Source organism: Mesorhizobium sp. P2_C4 (assembly GCF_056404575.1).
In genome coordinates this window covers 549,008-564,974 of the sequence record NZ_JBFUDT010000004.1, presented here as the reverse complement: position 1 = coordinate 564,974, position 15,967 = coordinate 549,008, and the positions used below count along the sequence as shown (strand labels likewise).

Annotated in this window: 14 protein-coding genes; 4 read left to right on the top strand and 10 right to left on the bottom strand. The window is 62.3% G+C overall.

What is annotated here, in order from left to right:
• The first annotated feature begins 99 nt into the window (after positions 1 to 99).
• Positions 100 to 1,008, top strand: coding sequence for an MBL fold metallo-hydrolase (locus tag AC1DX6_RS19095; protein WP_477316074.1), 909 nt, complete (start codon positions 100 to 102; stop codon positions 1,006 to 1,008).
• Between the two features lie 35 nt (positions 1,009 to 1,043).
• On the opposite strand, the gene AC1DX6_RS19090 is transcribed toward AC1DX6_RS19095, so the two are convergent.
• From AC1DX6_RS19090 to AC1DX6_RS19070, 5 genes are read right to left on the bottom strand one after another with little or no spacing between them, the layout of a single operon-like run.
• Positions 1,044 to 1,964 carry a phosphorylase family protein gene (locus AC1DX6_RS19090; RefSeq protein ID WP_477316072.1) on the bottom strand — a complete coding sequence of 307 codons (921 nt, stop codon included), beginning with the start codon at positions 1,962 to 1,964 and terminating at the stop codon, positions 1,044 to 1,046.
• 14 nt (positions 1,965 to 1,978) lie between these two features.
• Positions 1,979 to 2,770, bottom strand: coding sequence for an ABC transporter permease (locus AC1DX6_RS19085; protein WP_477316070.1), 792 nt, complete (start codon positions 2,768 to 2,770; stop codon positions 1,979 to 1,981).
• The gene (locus AC1DX6_RS19080; RefSeq protein WP_477316068.1) at positions 2,763 to 3,650 is read right to left on the bottom strand and encodes an ABC transporter permease; all 888 of its coding nucleotides are present in this window, start codon (positions 3,648 to 3,650) and stop codon (positions 2,763 to 2,765) included. The genes AC1DX6_RS19085 and AC1DX6_RS19080 overlap by 8 nt, the downstream gene beginning before the upstream one ends.
• Positions 3,647 to 4,684 carry an ABC transporter ATP-binding protein gene (locus tag AC1DX6_RS19075; RefSeq protein WP_477316472.1) on the bottom strand — a complete coding sequence of 346 codons (1,038 nt, stop codon included), beginning with the start codon at positions 4,682 to 4,684 and terminating at the stop codon, positions 3,647 to 3,649. The genes AC1DX6_RS19080 and AC1DX6_RS19075 overlap by 4 nt, the downstream gene beginning before the upstream one ends.
• A 36-nt stretch (positions 4,685 to 4,720) precedes the next feature.
• On the bottom strand, positions 4,721 to 5,764 hold the full coding sequence (locus AC1DX6_RS19070; RefSeq protein WP_477316066.1) for an ABC transporter substrate-binding protein: 1,044 nt from the start codon (positions 5,762 to 5,764) through the stop codon (positions 4,721 to 4,723).
• A gap of 200 nt (positions 5,765 to 5,964) precedes the next feature.
• Between AC1DX6_RS19070 and AC1DX6_RS19065 the strand changes: the two genes are divergently transcribed.
• Positions 5,965 to 6,978, top strand: a complete 1,014-nt coding sequence (locus AC1DX6_RS19065; RefSeq protein WP_477316064.1) for a LacI family DNA-binding transcriptional regulator — start codon at positions 5,965 to 5,967, stop codon at positions 6,976 to 6,978.
• Between the two features lie 72 nt (positions 6,979 to 7,050).
• Here the strand turns inward: AC1DX6_RS19065 and AC1DX6_RS19060 are convergent, their stop codons facing one another.
• Positions 7,051 to 7,833 carry a DUF1499 domain-containing protein gene (locus tag AC1DX6_RS19060; RefSeq protein ID WP_477316062.1) on the bottom strand — a complete coding sequence of 261 codons (783 nt, stop codon included), beginning with the start codon at positions 7,831 to 7,833 and terminating at the stop codon, positions 7,051 to 7,053.
• A gap of 182 nt (positions 7,834 to 8,015) precedes the next feature.
• Positions 8,016 to 9,644 (bottom strand): fatty-acid--CoA ligase, encoded by a 1,629-nt coding sequence (locus AC1DX6_RS19055; protein WP_477316060.1) that lies wholly within the window; start codon positions 9,642 to 9,644, stop codon positions 8,016 to 8,018.
• 195 nt (positions 9,645 to 9,839) lie between these two features.
• Here AC1DX6_RS19055 and AC1DX6_RS19050 point away from each other — a divergent pair, with 195 nt between their 5' ends.
• Both AC1DX6_RS19050 and AC1DX6_RS19045 read left to right on the top strand, forming a co-directional pair.
• Positions 9,840 to 10,196, top strand: a complete 357-nt coding sequence (locus AC1DX6_RS19050) for a hypothetical protein (protein ID WP_477316058.1) — start codon at positions 9,840 to 9,842, stop codon at positions 10,194 to 10,196.
• A gap of 112 nt (positions 10,197 to 10,308) precedes the next feature.
• Positions 10,309 to 10,698, top strand: coding sequence for a DUF427 domain-containing protein (locus tag AC1DX6_RS19045; protein WP_477316056.1), 390 nt, complete (start codon positions 10,309 to 10,311; stop codon positions 10,696 to 10,698).
• Positions 10,699 to 10,913: 215 nt separating this feature from the next.
• On the opposite strand, the gene AC1DX6_RS19040 is transcribed toward AC1DX6_RS19045, so the two are convergent.
• The 3 genes from AC1DX6_RS19040 to ppdK form a co-directional block, all read right to left on the bottom strand.
• On the bottom strand, positions 10,914 to 11,654 hold the full coding sequence (locus tag AC1DX6_RS19040; protein ID WP_477316054.1) for a polysaccharide deacetylase family protein: 741 nt from the start codon (positions 11,652 to 11,654) through the stop codon (positions 10,914 to 10,916).
• Positions 11,655 to 11,767: 113 nt separating this feature from the next.
• Complete coding sequence (locus AC1DX6_RS19035; RefSeq protein WP_477316052.1) at positions 11,768 to 12,871, bottom strand: glycosyltransferase family 9 protein; 1,104 nt, start codon at positions 12,869 to 12,871, stop codon at positions 11,768 to 11,770.
• Positions 12,872 to 13,129: 258 nt separating this feature from the next.
• Positions 13,130 to 15,808 (bottom strand): pyruvate, phosphate dikinase, encoded by a 2,679-nt coding sequence (ppdK, locus tag AC1DX6_RS19030; RefSeq protein ID WP_477316050.1) that lies wholly within the window; start codon positions 15,806 to 15,808, stop codon positions 13,130 to 13,132.
• Positions 15,809 to 15,967 lie beyond the last annotated feature (159 nt).

Below are 15,967 nucleotides of genomic sequence, written 5' to 3'. Positions count from 1 at the left end.
TTGCCGCTGATTGCGGCCTCGCGTTTTCCTATATTGGCTTCCGTGCTATGCGGCAATCGGTTTTGCCGCCACCTTAAAACAGGGTTCAACGACGTCCTCATGGCCCTCAAATTCGATACGAGCTTCGATCCCTCCTACGGCCATGGCGTCGCCGTTGCGCCTGACGTCCAGCGCATCACCGCCAAAAATCCGAGCCCTTTCACCTTTCACGGCACCAACAGCTACGTCGTCGGACGCGAAACGCTGGCCGTGATCGATCCGGGTCCCGATGACGACGCGCATCTTCGGACCCTGATCGAGGTGATCGCAAACCGGCCGGTCAGCCATATTTTCGTCAGCCACACGCATCGCGACCATTCTCCGCTGGCAGCGCGGCTGAAGCAGCACACCGGCGCCATTGTGCTGGCCGAAGGCCCGCATCGCCCGGCAAGACCGTTGCGCATCGGCGAGCTCAATCCGCTCGACGCCAGCGCCGACACCGCTTTTGTTCCGGATGTCGCACTCGCCGACGATACGGTGGTTGACGGCGACGGCTGGGCGCTGAGAACGGTGCTGACGCCAGGTCATACCGCCAATCATGCAGCCTTTGCGCTGGAAGGAACCGGTATCCTGTTCCCGGCCGATCATGTGATGGCGTGGGCGACCTCGATCGTCGCGCCGCCGGACGGCGCCATGGCCGACTATATGGCTTCTCTGGACCGGCTGATCGAGCGCGGCGACCGCCTGCTCTTGCCCGGCCATGGCGGGCCGGTCGGCGCGCCTCGCAGCTTCATGCGCGGCCTGAAAACCCATCGCAAGATGCGCGAGCGAGCCATCCTGGAGCGGATCCGGGGCGGCGATCGGACGATCAAGGACATGGTCGAGGCGATCTATCGCGACACCGACCCGCGCCTGCATGGCGCCGCCGGCCTGTCGGTGCTTGCCCATCTGGAGGATCTGGTGGCGCGCGGCCTGGTCATCACCGACGGCGACCCGGCCATCGACGGCATTTTCGTGCCGGTGGGTTAAGACCTCAGCACAAGTCGCACTACACTCCTGACAACTCAGAACCGGCTGGAACGTTCTTCCGGTTGAGGCGACTTCAAGCCATGGCAGGAGCATTCCGGATTGGCCGGAAGTCGTGCCGCTGTCTCCAGCGCGACCCGCGAGGCTGTCATGGAGAGGTTCGGCAACACATCCTCCTGCAGCAATGCCTGGCGATTGCGGTCCATATAGTCGTTGAAGCCAGCCGTTACGAACGCAAGAGGGACGAAACACGCGCCGATCTCGCGCGACAAAGTGGCCTCGGGGGCGATCGAATGGTTGAGCACATCCGCTCCCAGGTTTCGAAACGCCAAGGCTTCGGCCGGAGTGGTCAGCCGCGGCCCGTAACAGTGGCCAGCGACCAACTGCTGCTCGATGCCATGAACGCGGAATTCGGCTGGCCAATGACGGCGGGCGGTTTCGACCAGAACCGCCGCACATCTTGGACACACGATCTGCTTGCCCGAGCAGTCGAAGCTCTGGCGGCCGGGAAGCAATGAAAACGGGGTCTGCGTCAGTTCGATGATATCGGCGTTCACCACCATGTCGCCGGGCTTGATCGCCTTGTTGACGGCGCCAATGGTCGAGCAGGACAGGACTTGCCGTACACCCGCGCGCATCAACACCCAGAACGCGCGGCGATGGCAGGAATGGTCGATATGGTCGCGGGGATTGCCGTGCGAATACATGCACAAGGCACGTTTCGGTTTGCCTTCGGCGGTAATCGACGCATCGAATTCGAGCAGCTTCCAGTTGTCGGTGCGACCGAAGGGCGTTTCAAAACTCATATCCCGCTGCAAGGTGCGCACGCCGTCGACTTCGACATCCTCCGGGAAGGCAAGCCCCCAGTTTGCCGAGCCGGTGATGATCGCCAACCCTACCCGAGGGATCTCCGTTGAATGATCCGTCAGATCGTCGGCTGCGTGATGATTGGCAGGCATGTTTCCAGTCTCGGTCAGGATTTTTGGCGAAGGGTCACGATCAGGACGGCGACCACGACGATGGCGGTCCACAATGTCGAGATCGCCGCAATGGTCGGATCGATCTGGTCTCGCAGCGACAGGAACATAAGCTTCGGCAGCGTGCTGTTTTGACCGCTGGCGACGAAGATCGAAATCACAGACTCGTCGAGCGAGGTTAGGAAGGCCATCAGCGTGGCCGACAACAGACTGATCTGAAGCTGCGGGACAATTATTCCGCCAATGGCTCTCGCCCAGTTTGCGCCGAGGCTGCGCGCCGCCTGAACCTGGTTCCAGTCAAAGCGGGCCAGTGCGGGCAACAACACAATGCACGCGACCGGAATGGCCAGCACCACATGTCCCACCAGTACACCGAACAGCGTTCCGACCAGATGTTGCGCTGCCAGAACAAAGAAGAGACCGATCGCAAGCAGTATGCCCGGCACAATGGACGGGGTAAGCAGAACGCCCTGAATGGTCGCGGCGGCCTTTCCGCCGAGCCTGTTCATCGAGATGCAGGCCAGCAGCCCCAGCGGCACTGCGACCACCGCCGTCAACGTCCCAAGGATCAGGCTCGTCCTGAGTGCGGCCATCCATGTCGCCGAACCGAAGAAAGTCTCGTACCAGCGCAACGAGTATGCGCGCGGCGGGAACTCGAGAAGATTGGACGCCGAAAAGGAGAGCGGGACGACGACGAGCGTCGGCAGCATCAGAAACGCCATTACGAGCGCGCAGAAGCTCCACAGAAGGATGCGGGCCAGCCTGTTGTCCGGATAGGCTTCAAGCATGGGCTGCACCGATTTTGTGCCCTGCAATCAGCCGCCGCGCCGCCAGGAACATCACACCGATCAGCGCCATAAGGACGAGGAGCAGAATACCCAGGACGCTCGCCGACCCCCAATCCTGAAAGGTCGATAGCGTGCGCTCGATCCGGATGGAGAGCGGATTTACCTTGCCGCCGCCAAGCACCGCCGGCGTGATGAAGAAACCTATTGTGTAGATGAAGACGATGATCGAACCCGAGAAGATGCCGCCGGCCGAAAGCGGCAGAATAACCGTGCGGATCGCTTGCCCGAGCGTGGCTCCCATGCTGGCCGAAGCGCGAACGAGGTTGGCGTCGATATCGCGCATCGCGGCATAAACGGGCAGCAGAAAGAGCGGCAGCATGTAGTGAACCATGCCGATGAGCGTTCCGGTGAAGTTATAGACCAGCGGCAATGGCTCCGCTGTCAGGCCTGAGCCTGTCAAAGCCGCGTTGATCAGCCCATCGCGCCGCAAGAGCACGAGCCAGCCATAGGTACGCACCAGAATGGAAGTCCACAACGGCAGCATGACGAAGGCCATCAGCAGATTGGCGACCCTCGGTCTGGCGCTGGCCAGGGCGAGCGCCAGGGGGGTACCGAGAAGAATGCAGATCGCCAGCGTGCCAAGGGACAGCTCAAGGGTCGTGACGAGCGCCGACCATGTCAGTCCGCTCGAAAGCACCTTCTCGTAGTTGCCGACGGTGTATTCGCTCCCTGTGGTCAGGAAGGATTGCCGGATGATCCAGAGGATGGGCAGGATCGCCGCCAGCCCTACGATGAAAAGCGCAGGCAGTGAAAGCGAGAGGAAGAACCGCCGCTCGCGTCGTGCATCTGCGGTGAGCGCGGGATCGGCGATGACGGTCACGGCACCGCTCCCGGTATCGCATGAACTTTCGCCGCCGGCGCATAGGCGGTCAGTCGCTGACCGGTGGCAAGCTCGGCGCAGCCAGTGGCCAGCGCCGCCGGAATGCAGACAAGTATCTCTTGCCCGCCGTCAAGCGCCAGCGTCAAAAGCCAGTTCTCGCCGCGAAACGCCTTGGCGCGCAGCGTTCCCTCGAGCACCACCCCGTCTCGCCCGCCGAGCTTGGCATCGAGATAAAAGCTTTCCGCGCGGATCATCAGCGCTTCGCTGGACGCGTCGGCGCCGTCTACCCTGCGCACCGCGCCCGGGGCCACGATGTTGGCCTCACCCATGAACTCCGCGACGAAGCGGGTTGATGGACGATCATAAATCCGCTGTGGCGTGTCGATCTGCTGAATGCGGCCGGAATTCATCACCGCAACCCGGTCTGACATAATCAGTGCTTCGCGCTGGTCATGCGTCACATAGATCGTGGTGATCCCCAGATCATCGTGCAGACGCCGGATCTCGTACTGCATGGTCTCGCGCAGATTCTTGTCGAGCGCCGACAACGGCTCGTCCATCAGCATCACGCGTGGCTCGAAGACGATCGCCCGCGCCAGCGCCACCCGCTGGCGCTGGCCGCCGGACAATGCTGCAATGTTGCGTTCCGCCAGACCGTCCAACTTCACGCGGGCCAAGGTGTCAAGCGCCCGCTGACGGGCCTCCGCTTTCGGCGTCTTGCGCAGCGCCAACGGATACTCGACATTTGCCAGAACGTTCATGTGGGGAAACAGGGCGTAGTTCTGGAACACTATGCCGATGTCGCGCTTGTTGGGCGCCAGGCGGGTAATGTCGCGATCGCCCAACAGGAGTTTGCCGGAATCGGGCCGGACAAAACCGGCCAGGGCCATGAGCAGCGTGGTCTTGCCCGACCCGGACGGCCCCAGCAGCGTGAGGAATTCGCCAGCCTGAATGTCAAGCGAGACATCGTCCAACGCGACGTAGGACCCATAGGTCTTGCGCACGCTGTCGATGGTGATCGGGAGCGACTTCATCATGTGCTTCAGCCTTGGAGCTGATGAATTCGAGACTCAGCGGTTCATCATTTCATCGAAGGCCTTTTGGGCGGCCTCGCCGTTCTTGACCCACCAGTCCGCATTCGAGAACACCGAAGTGCCGGCATTTTCAGGCGCGGTCGCCAGGGTCTTCAGACGATCCGCGGGAATAAGGCCACCCGCATAGCCGGCAGGATTGACCGGGCCATAGGCTATGAAGTCGGTCAGCTTCGCCACGCGCGCGGGCTGCGTCATCGCCGCGATGAGCTTCATAGCTGCTTCCTTGTTCGGCGCCCCCTTCGGCACAGCAAGGCAGTCTGTGCCGATGACGGAACCCTTGAACGTGTAGTCAACCGTGCCGCCGTCGGCTTTGACGGTCTGCGCCCGGCCGTTCCAGGTAACGACCAGATCCGCCTCGCCGTCTTTCAGCAACTGCGCGGACTGCGCGCCCGAAGTCCACCAGACCGAGACATTCGGCTTGATCGCTTCAAGCCGCTTGATGGCTCGCTCCAGACCTTCCGGCGTGCTGAGCACGGGATAAACGTCGGCCGGCGCCACGCCATCAGAGAGCAGCGCGATCTCGATCAAGTCCTGCGCATTGGCGCGCAGCGCGCGACGGCCCGGGAATTTTGCAACGTCCCAAAACTCCGCCCAGGTCTTCGGCGGAGCCTCGCCATACGTCTTGGTGCTCCACGACATGACGGTGCCATAGGAGTCGAACGGATAGCAGTAGTCGGACTTTGCGCCGGCCGGCACCGAGTTGGGATCGATGATCTTGTAGTCGAGCGGCTCCAGCAGCGACTGTGCGGCCGCTTGCGCGCCTTCCGGTGAGCCGAGGTGGATGATGTCGGTGGTGACCGCACCCGAAGTGACCTGCATCTTCAGCGCGGCCAGGCCGTCGCTTTGCGTCTCCTCACGAACATCAAAGCCGAGTTCTTTCGCGGCGGGGGCCCACATGGCCTCCTTGATGGCGTTGCCATAGTCGCCGCCCGCGGTGGTGATGGTGACTGTCTGGGCGTAGACGGGCAAGGCAACAGAGACTGCGATCGCTGCCAGGGAAATGCTTAGTAACCGGGACATGGTTTCTCCTCCTCCAGATTCATCAAAATGCCGATAAGGTCGGCTTTTTTGTTAATCGTAACGTTACGATTGCTGAAAATAGCCCCAGAGTCAAGCTGGTGCCGGGCAAGTTCGTTCAGGTTCGCCGAGCCTGGATTTGACCCTAAGGTCGAATCCGGTAACGTTGCGACGCCCAGCAAGACCAGCCGGCGCTTTCGCAAATGAAGTCGGGCGACATGGCCAATCTGAAACAGATCGCGGCGGAACTTTCCCTGTCGGTAACCACGGTGTCGCGCGCTCTGAAGGACGGGCCGGAAGTGCTGCCGTCGACCATAGCCCGTGTCAAGGAAGTGGCGAAGCGGGTCGGTTATGTCCCAAATCAGCATGGTCGCGCGCTTAAGACCGGACAGACCCTGACGCTGACGGCAGTGCTGCCGATGGAGACACGCGACTACCTGTCCGACCTGGCGAAGCTTCCCTTGATCGAAGGCATGACGCTGGCGGCGCGGCAGGCGGGTTATAGCCTGTCCATCTATTCGACCACGCCCGATGACGATCCCGTCGAAAGCGTGCAACGCCTGCTTGAGGCGCGCAGCGCGGATGGCCTGATCATCACGCGCATGGTCGCGGGCGATCCGCGCATCAAGCTGCTGCTGGATCAACGCATCCCGTTCGTCGCGTTTGGAAGAACCGACCTGGACATCGCGTACCCCTATGTCGATATCGACAATGAGCAGATCGCCTACGAAGCGACGCAACGGCTCATGGACAAGGGCTGCCGACGCATCGCGCTGCAACTTCTTGTCCAGAAGGATCAGGCGAGCGCCATGCGCCTCGCCGGCTATCGAAGGGCGATGGCCGAGGCCGGCATTCCGATCGACCAGTCGCTGATCGGTGACGGCACGTTCACGATGGAATCGAGCGCGGCCTGGTTCGATCGCCTGCTGGGGTCGTCAGATCCGCCGACGGGCCTGGCATGCGCCAACGAACTGGGCCTTCTCGGAGCGCTGCACACGCTCGGCAGGCGGGGTCTTGAGCCGGGCCGTGACATCCATATCGTCACCCGTGACAATACACGTCTGGCGCGCTTCCTGCCGGCGAAGATCGGCGTTCATTCGGTGGACATGGCAGACGTCGGGCACAAGCTGATCGAAGTCTTGGAAAGCCGGATCGCCAATCCGCTTGGGCCGGTGGCGACTGTCTTGCTGCAAGGCAAATTCGACCCCGCCGAATAGTCTACCCGCCGACTAAATCAGCATTGTTGCGGCGCCAAGCGATTCCGATTGGCTGCAAGATGCTCTGGGATATCACTCAGCCGGCGCAGCCCCTACCTGGCCTGCAACCTCCTGGTCGAGTTCGGCGAGGAATTCGACGATGCGGGCGGCGTTGTCGCCGAGATCGTAGCGGCCGTAACGCGAGGCCGAGCGCATGTCGACGATGACCGCATCGCCGTCGTCGGTCACCCGCACGGCGACATCGGCGGGAAGACCGAGCACGAAGCCCTTGGCCACGGCGTCGATCGTCACCTCGCTTTGCCCGTCGGTTGCCGGATAGGGTCCGGCAAGCTCCCAGTCTCGCCGGTCGAGCACGGTTTCGACGGCGTCGACGACGGTTTCGAAAGGCAGATTGTAGCTGCGGCCGGTGACCAGCGGATAGGCCTCGGTCTGCAGGCGCTGCTCGCCTGGCGTGGGCGGCGAAAGCACGTTCATGGCCCTGGTGCGCTCAGTCGTGTCGAGCGCCGGCGGGTTGTCGAAATCCGTCGAGATGTCGCGCAGCGGCGGGAATGTCGCCGCCCAGTAGGCGGCAACGCCGTAGGGCGCCAGCGCCAGAAGCGCCAGCAAGGCGCCGATGGTCAGGTCGCGACCGCCGCGATCGCCGAAATTCCACAGCCTGGAGAAGGCCAGCCCGGCCAACAGCAGCGCCAAGGCGGCAAGCAGCGCGACAATCGCCAGCACCCACAGGAAAGCCGGCGTTTCGACAAGGTCGTAGCGATGGCCGACAAGAACGGTAAGCAGCAGGACAACCGCAAAAGCACCTATGCGCCGCGACCAGCCGGCCGCCTTGGCCGTTTGCCGTTCAGGAATTTCCATTGTGTTCCGTGCCACCCCAACCCGGACAGAGACTTAGAGCATGATCCCGAAAAGTGGAATCCGGTTTTCGGAAAAGATCATGCTCAAACAAAAAAAGAGCCCCATCCCGATCCAATCGGGATGGAACAGGCTCGAAAGCCTTTTGCGACTGGCTTGAAGGGCGAAAAGGCACGCCATCCCCGTCAATCCGTTGGCAGGCGATAGTCCTTGAACTGCTGGCGCAAGGTGATCTTCTGGATCTTGCCGGTCGCCGTGTGCGGAATTTCGCCAACGAAGGCGATGTCGTCGGGCATCCACCATTTGGCCACCTTGCCGTCCATGAAAGCCAATATATCGGTTTTGCTCGGCTCCTTGCCTGGCTTGCGCACGATGACCAGCAAGGGCCGCTCGCCCCATTTGGAATGGGCAACGCCGATGGCGGCAGCCTCGGCCACATCAGGATGACCGACGGCAAGATTTTCGAGGTCAATTGTCGAGATCCACTCGCCGCCCGACTTGATGACGTCCTTGGCGCGATCGGTGATCTGCATGTAGCCGCCGGCATCGATGTGGGCGACATCGCCAGTGTCGAACCAGCCGTCGGCGTCGAACTGCTCGGAGCCGACGCCACCATAGTAGGCGCGAGCGATCGCCGGTCCGCGCACCTTCAGCCGCCCGAAGGTCTTGCCGTCCCATGGCAGCGCCTTGTTGTCGTCGTCCGTCACCTTCATTTCGACGCCGAAGGGCGGATAGCCCTGCTTCTGCTGGAGGTCGAGCCGGGTATCGCCCTCGAGCCCGGTATATTCCGGCTTCAAGGTGCACAGCGTGCCGAGCGGCGACATCTCGGTCATGCCCCAGGCATGGATGACATGGACACCGTAATTGTCCTGGAATTTTTTGGTGATGGCACGCGGGCAGGACGAGCCGCCGATAACCACCTTGCCCAGATGGGGGAGCTTCTTGTCGTTCTCCTCCAGATATTGCAGCAGCATCATCCACACCGTCGGCACCGCCGCACTGAAGGTCACCTTCTCGGTGTCGAGCAATTCGTAGATCGAGGCGCCGTCCATCTTGCAGCCGGGCATGACCAGCTTGGCGCCGATCATCGGCGCGCTCTGGCCGAGGCCCCAGGCGTTGGCATGAAACATCGGCACGACGGGGAGGATCGTGTCCCGCGCGGATATGCCCATGGCGTCGGGCATGGCGGCGATCATGGCGTGCAGCACGTTCGAGCGATGGCTGTAGAGGACGCCCTTGGGATCGCCCGTGGTGCCCGAGGTGTAGCACATGCCGGCTGCGGTGTTTTCATCGAAGGTCTTCCAGGCGAAGTCACCATCGGCTTCGTCAAGCCACTCTTCATAGGCGACGACGTTGGGCAGCGCCGTTTGCGGCATGTGCGCCCTGTCGGTCAGCACGATGATTTTTTTCAGCGATTTGACCGCGCTGGCGATCTTTTCAAGCAGCGGCATGAATGTCAGGTCGACGAAGATCGCCTTGTCCTGCGCGTTGTTCATGATCCAGACGATCTGCTCGGGAAACAGCCGCGGATTGAGCGTGTGGTAAATCGCGCCAATGCCCATGATGCCGTACCAGGCCTCGATGTGGCGCGCGCTGTTCCAGGCCAGCGTGGCGATGCGGTCGCCAAGCCCAAACCCGTCACGCTCAAGCCGCTGGGCGACTTTCAGGGCGCGGCGATGGATTTCGGCGTAGGTGGTGCGGACGATCGGACCTTCGATCGATCGCGACACGATCTCGCGTTTGCCATGCTGCCTTTCTGCGTTGTCGATAAGCTTGTGGCAGAGCAGCGGCCATTCCTGCATCAGTCCGAGCATTCTTGTTCCTCCCCTACGCTTTCTGCGTCTGTTGTTTTCGTTCCATTGTGGGACGAACCGGCAGATTGTCCAGCCATACCCTCGTACAAGCGGTGCATTCATCGAAAACACCGGGGAAACCGCCACATTCCGGCCATCGTCGGCGTTAATCTTCATTAACGGGCAGGGTGCGATTGGCGACTGAAAGAGGTTCGCATGGACGCGCAGCTCGACGACAAGATTCTCGAAGATTCGCTTGCCGAAAGCCTGGCCGATTTAACGCCGGATCCCAAAACCGTTTCCGAAGATGAATTCGTCGAGGTTGTCGGTGGCGCCCTAGAGGCGGTCGGCGGCACGCTGCTGTTCAAGATGTGCGTCCAGAACGAAGGCGAAGGCCAGCATGTTGCCGCGGCATCCATCGGCAATGGCGGCAACCGCCAGTTCCTGTTGCTCACTCTGCCGACCGGCGGTGGTGCGCTGAAGGTCGAGACCGCAGCGAGAAGCACCAATCCGGTCGCCGGTATCGCTGCTGCCTATGCCGGCCTCATGGACGTGTTCAAGACTGCCGCCTGACGGTTCACCCGCAAGGTTTGACGAAAGACCAGGCCCCAGCCTGGCTTAACAGGTGGTGCCTTGCACAACGCCCTTGTCTGACACACCTAATGCCGGACAAGGAGAACCCGTCATGGATCAGATTGCAAACCCGGCGCCCGGCTTTCAACGCAACCCGGGCAAGGTCATCACTGTAGAGCCCTACCACGGCACCGTTGTCGTGCGCGCCGGCAACACGGTTGTCGCTTCGTCGACGAAGGCAAAACTGCTGTCAGAGACCCCCTACCCTGAGGTTTTCTACATTCCTTTCGAAGACATCGATTTCAGCCAACTCGGCAAGACCGAACTGTCGACCCACTGCCCCTACAAGGGCGACGCCAGCTATTGGAGCGTGCTGCCCGCCGCCGAGGCAGGCAAGGATGCAATGTGGGCCTATGAGCGGCCTTTCGACGAGATGACGGAAATCCGCAATCACGGCGCGTTCTATGCCAGCAAGGTTGCGATCGAGGCTATGCCAGGTTGAGCAGACGGCTCAGGCGCCCATCGCTTCGTCATCCACGGGCGGAGCAAGGAGCGCAGCGACGCGGCGCAGACCCGAGGATCCATGCCGTGACATCAAAGCGTTGCTACGGTGCAGGTCCTGCTCCGCGGCGCTCTCGGTCGATGTCGCGGCATGGATCCTAGGGTCTCCGCGACGGAGCTTCGCTCCTGCTCCGCCCTAGGATGACGAAGTTGCGGCTAATCAGTCGTTCCGTTGTTGCCGACACCATCGGCGTCGTCGAGCCGCACGAAGGTCAGGCCCTTGTCCTTGAGCGCCAGAAGACCTTGCACCACGCCCTCACCCGCCGCATGGGTCGGCTGGTTGATGTGGGCGATGATGACATCGCCATCCTTGGCGGCGGCAATGCGCCGCGCGGTTTCCCTGGCGCCCAGCAATGAACCGCCGTCGCCGTTTATCGAGAAGCCGGCGATCTTGAAACCAAGCTTGCGGATCATCGCGATGGCCGAGGGGCTGTATTCGGCGGTCGCGCCGCGAAACCATTTTGGCGCCGGCTCGCCGGTGCTGGCGAGGGCAGCCGCACCCGATTCGACTTCGGCCAGCACCGCATCCGGACTGCCGGCGCTGCGGATGCCATAGATCTTTTGCGGCGTGTCGACGGCCGGGATGTGACGGCCGCCATGGTTTTCCAGTTCGAACAGATCGGGATGCGCGCGCATGATCTCGACGGCGGCGGCGTTGCGCTTCAGCCAGATGCCGGTGACGAAAATGGTGGCCGGAATCTTGTTGTCGACAAGCGCCGAAAGAATGCGCGTGTCGGTCTGGCCGCCGCAGGCATCGAGCGTCAGCGCGACACGGCCAGCTCCGCCTGCACCCGGCTTGATGTGCAGCGTCGGCTCGACCAGCGGCACGGCATGGGCTGCGGACGCAGCCCATATCGACAGCGCGATGGCGCAAAAATGTTTTGGGAACAGGCGCATGTTTGGCTTCCGGATCGGCAATGTCTTAGTCGGTCATCCCAAGACCCGCAACAAGGCGGAAATCGGGATGATGGCCAAGGCAGCCGCCGTGACAAATTGACCGGCGCGTGACGTCAATGCGTGTGTTCAGTGGACATCTGTGTTCGCGCCAGGATTTCGCGCATCGCACTGACGACAGGTTCGACGTCCAGGCGCCAGACGCAGCAAGTCTTGCTCGAGTCCCGCGATCGGCACAGGTCGCTCGCCACGCAGACGCAAGGCATGGAAGGCTGCAGCGTGATGCTGGGCACGCCCACCGGACCCCACTTTGACGGGTTGGTGCGGCCGAAAAGGCCGACAACCGGAGTTCCCGCGGCGGCTGCCATATGCATCGGGCCGCTCTCGTTGCCGAGAAACAGCCGCGCCTGTTTCAGCACCGCCAGCAGCGTTTCGAGCGACAAGGCGCCGACGAGATTGACGACCGGCGCCGCGGTCCCGGCAACGATCTGTTCGGTCAGCTCGCGCTCATCGAGACCACCGACAAGCACGAAATCCAACCCGGTCTCGCGCGAAATGGTGTCGATCGCGGCGGCAAACCGTTCCGGCTGCCATCGCCGCCCCTTGAAGCTCGCTCCCGCATGCACCGCGATGAAGGCCCTTGGCCTGAGATGGTATTTGTCCAGCAACGCCAGGGCCCTCGCCGTTTCCAGGGGCAGCGGCCTGATCGACGGCACGCGCACGCGCAGATCGACGCCAAGCGTTTCGAGCGGCGAAAGATAACGGTAGAGAAAATGCCGTTCGCCGAAGCCGAACGGCTTGGCAAACACATTGGCGGGCTGACGCTCCAGCCAGCGCAAGGGCCTTTCGGGCGGATTGTAGCCGATCCGGGTCCTGGCATTGATGAAGCCGACGATGATGCGCGACGTCTTTGAATCGGTCAGGTCGATCGTCAGGTCGAAGCGAAATGCGCGCAGCTTGCGTATCGTTGCGTAGAGCTCGCGCCCCCGCTCCAGCGGGCTGCCACGCATTTTGGCACGGCGGAAGGTCACAACCTCAGAGGCGATGCCGTGCGCGGTGACGAATTTGGCGAGATGGGCCTCGCAAAGAAAAACAATCCTGACGCTGGGATATTCGAGCTGCAGGTTCCTGGCGAGTGCGGAGGCGAGAACGATATCGCCGATGAACTTGGTTTGCAGGATCAGGATCGAGCGGAAGGGTTTGGGCGAAATCTGTAACATCTGTTCTGGGCACCGGGCGGGTTCGGGGCCGTAAAACTGGGCAGAGACGATGTCGAGATTGCGCACCCTCACGCGCAACTTCGCGTGAGGTTCATTACAAATCGGTAAGCCGAGATTCGGACGGCTGGATCGCTAGAGCGGTTCATCGTTTCAGGAAAACGCCGAACCGCTCTATCTGTTTGTTTTAACGCAATTCCCAAGGGAAATCGCAACGCGATTTTCCCGGGAAAACCGTTTCACACTTTTCCTGGAATTGCTCTAGCCGCGGCCAGCCTTTGCAACCTGCACCGCCGCTTGCGCGGCGGCTAGTCTTGCGATCGGCACGCGGTAGGGCGAGCAGGAGACGTAGTCGAGGCCGACCTCTTCGCAGAAGCGGATCGAAGCCGGATCGCCGCCATGTTCGCCGCAAATGCCGAGCTTGATGTCCGGCCGCGTCGCGCGACCTTTTTGCGCCGCCATGCGCACCAACTCGCCGACGCCCTCGATATCGAGCGACACGAACGGATCCTGTTCGATGATGCCCTTCTGGCGATAGGTCTCCAGGAACGAGGCCGCGTCGTCGCGCGAGATGCCGAAAGTGGTCTGGGTCAGGTCGTTGGTGCCGAAGGAGAAGAATTCGGCCGACTCTGCGATGACATGGGCACGGATCGCCGCGCGCGGCAGTTCGATCATCGTACCGGTGAGGTACTCGATCTTGACGCCGGTCTCCTCCATGACGCTCTTGGCGACGGCATCGATGCGCGCCTTGACGTAGTCGAGCTCCTTCTTCAGTCCAACCAGCGGCACCATGATCTCGGGAACCACCAGCGCGCCGGCCTTGTGGCCGGCCTCGACGGCGGCCTCGAAAATGGCGCGCGCCTGCATCTCGGCGATCTCGGGATAGGAAACCGCAAGCCGGCAGCCGCGATGGCCGAGCATCGGGTTGAACTCGTGCAAGGCCTCGGTGCGCTGCCTGAGCTTCTCCGGCGACACCTTCATGGCGGCGGCGACTTCGGCCACCTCTTCCTCGGTCTTGGGCAGGAATTCGTGCAGCGGCGGATCGAGCAGACGGATCGTCACCGGCAGGCCGGCCATGATCTCGAACAGTTCGAGGAAATCCGAGCGCTGCATCGGCAACAGCTTGGCGAGCGCTGTGCGCCGCTCCTTCTCGGTGTCGGCCAGGATCATCTCGCGCATGGCAACGATGCGCTCGCCGTCGAAGAACATGTGCTCGGTGCGGCAAAGCCCGATGCCTTCGGCGCCGAAAGAACGCGCCATGCGTGCGTCAAGCGGCGTTTCGGCATTGGTGCGCACCTTCATGCGGCGCACCGCGTCGGCCCATTCCATGATGGCGGCGAAATCGCCTGAAAGTTCTGGCTGCAGCATCGACACGGCGCCTTTCAGCACCTGGCCATTGCTGCCGTCGATGGTGATGATATCGCCCTTGCGGAAGGTCGAGCCCATCGCCATCAGCGTGCCGGCCTTGTAGTCGACGCGCAGCGAGCCGGCGCCGGATACGCAAGGCTTGCCCATGCCGCGCGCCACCACCGCCGCGTGGCTGGTCATGCCGCCGCGCGTGGTCAGGATGCCTTCCGAGGCATGCATGCCATGGATGTCTTCGGGACTGGTTTCGATGCGCACCAGGATCGCCTTGCGGCCTTGTGTCTTCAGCTCCTCGGCATCGCCGGAGGAAAAGACAATCTCGCCGGTGGCGGCACCCGGAGAGGCCGGCAGGCCGATGCCGATGACATCGCGCGCGGCCTTCGGGTCGATGGTCGGGTGCAGCAGCTGGTCGAGCGAGGCGGGATCGATGCGGGCAACCGCCTCCTCCTTGGTGATCAGTCCGTCGCGCGCCATTTCGACAGCGATCTTGAGAGCCGCCTTGGCGGTGCGCTTGCCAGAGCGGGTCTGCAGCATCCAGAGCTTGCCGCGCTCGATGGTGAATTCGAGATCCTGCATGTCCCGGTAATGCTGTTCCAGCCGGTCGGAGATGGCGACAAAGGACTGGAACGCTTCCGGCATCAGTTTCTGCAGCGACGGCTTGTCGGAACCGGCGGCGATGCGCGCGGCCTCGGTGATGTTTTGCGGCGTGCGGATGCCGGCGACGACGTCCTCGCCCTGCGCGTTCACCAGGAACTCGCCATAGAGCATCTTTTCGCCGGTCGACGGATTGCGGGTGAAGGCGACGCCGGTGGCCGAGGTCTCGCCCATGTTGCCGAACACCATGGCCTGGACGTTGACCGCCGTGCCCCAGCTCTCGGGAATGTCGTGCAGGCGCCGGTAGGTGATGGCGCGGTTGTTCATCCAGCTCGAGAACACGGCGCCGATGGCGCCCCACAGCTGCTCGTGCGGATCTTGCGGGAACGGCTTGCCGAGTTCCTCCTCGACCTTGGCCTTGTAGAGCGCGATGACGCCTTGCCATTCGATGGCCGTCAGTTCCGTGTCGAGCTCATGGCCGAGCCCGCCCTTCTGGTCTTCGAGGATCTCCTCGAACACCTCGTGGTCGAGACCCATGACGACATCGGAATACATCTGGATGAAGCGGCGATAGCTGTCATAGGCAAAGCGGGCATCGCCGGAATCGGCAGCCAACGCCTCGACCGTCTCGTCGTTGAGGCCAAGATTGAGCACGGTGTCCATCATGCCCGGCATCGACGCGCGGGCGCCGGAGCGCACCGAGACCAGCAGCAGTTTCGCCGGATCGCCGAAGCGGCGCCCGGTCAGCCGGCCGATGTGGTCGAGAGCAACCGCCACATCCGCTTCCAACGAGCCGGGATAGGTGCGGGCATTGGCGTAATAGGCGTTGCAGACCTCTGAGGTGATGGTGAAACCGGGCGGCACCGGCAGGCCCAGGCTACACATTTCGGCCAGGTTGGCGCCTTTGCCGCCCAGCAGATTCTTGTCGCCGGCGCGACCTTCCGCCGCTCCATCGCCAAAGGTGTAAACCCACTTGGTCATGCCTGCTCTCCGGTTGCGGGAGATTTAGAGATTGGCGAGGTCCGCCCGTGTCCAGACCGAGCGATATGATGCTGCACTGCGAAAGGCAAGGCGTCGACAAAGCCGGCTGCCTTCTACAATCGATTAAGCAAAAGCTGCGTCAAAAAGACTTGCGAGATC

Excerpts from the sequence above, each read along its gene's own strand:
- AC1DX6_RS19095 (WP_477316074.1), top strand. The coding sequence starts at position 100 with ATGGCCCTCAAATTCGATACGAGCTTCGATCCCTCCTACGGCCATGGC.
- AC1DX6_RS19090 (WP_477316072.1), bottom strand. The coding sequence starts at position 1,964 with ATGCCTGCCAATCATCACGCAGCCGACGATCTGACGGATCATTCAACG.
- AC1DX6_RS19085 (WP_477316070.1), bottom strand. The coding sequence starts at position 2,770 with ATGCTTGAAGCCTATCCGGACAACAGGCTGGCCCGCATCCTTCTGTGG.
- AC1DX6_RS19075 (WP_477316472.1), bottom strand. The coding sequence starts at position 4,684 with ATGAAGTCGCTCCCGATCACCATCGACAGCGTGCGCAAGACCTATGGG.
- AC1DX6_RS19070 (WP_477316066.1), bottom strand. The coding sequence starts at position 5,764 with ATGTCCCGGTTACTAAGCATTTCCCTGGCAGCGATCGCAGTCTCTGTT.
- AC1DX6_RS19065 (WP_477316064.1), top strand. The coding sequence starts at position 5,965 with ATGAAGTCGGGCGACATGGCCAATCTGAAACAGATCGCGGCGGAACTT.
- AC1DX6_RS19060 (WP_477316062.1), bottom strand. The coding sequence starts at position 7,833 with ATGGAAATTCCTGAACGGCAAACGGCCAAGGCGGCCGGCTGGTCGCGG.
- AC1DX6_RS19055 (WP_477316060.1), bottom strand. The coding sequence starts at position 9,644 with ATGCTCGGACTGATGCAGGAATGGCCGCTGCTCTGCCACAAGCTTATC.
- AC1DX6_RS19050 (WP_477316058.1), top strand. The coding sequence starts at position 9,840 with ATGGACGCGCAGCTCGACGACAAGATTCTCGAAGATTCGCTTGCCGAA.
- AC1DX6_RS19045 (WP_477316056.1), top strand. The coding sequence starts at position 10,309 with ATGGATCAGATTGCAAACCCGGCGCCCGGCTTTCAACGCAACCCGGGC.
- AC1DX6_RS19040 (WP_477316054.1), bottom strand. The coding sequence starts at position 11,654 with ATGCGCCTGTTCCCAAAACATTTTTGCGCCATCGCGCTGTCGATATGG.
- AC1DX6_RS19035 (WP_477316052.1), bottom strand. The coding sequence starts at position 12,871 with ATGTTACAGATTTCGCCCAAACCCTTCCGCTCGATCCTGATCCTGCAA.
- ppdK (WP_477316050.1), bottom strand. The coding sequence starts at position 15,808 with ATGACCAAGTGGGTTTACACCTTTGGCGATGGAGCGGCGGAAGGTCGC.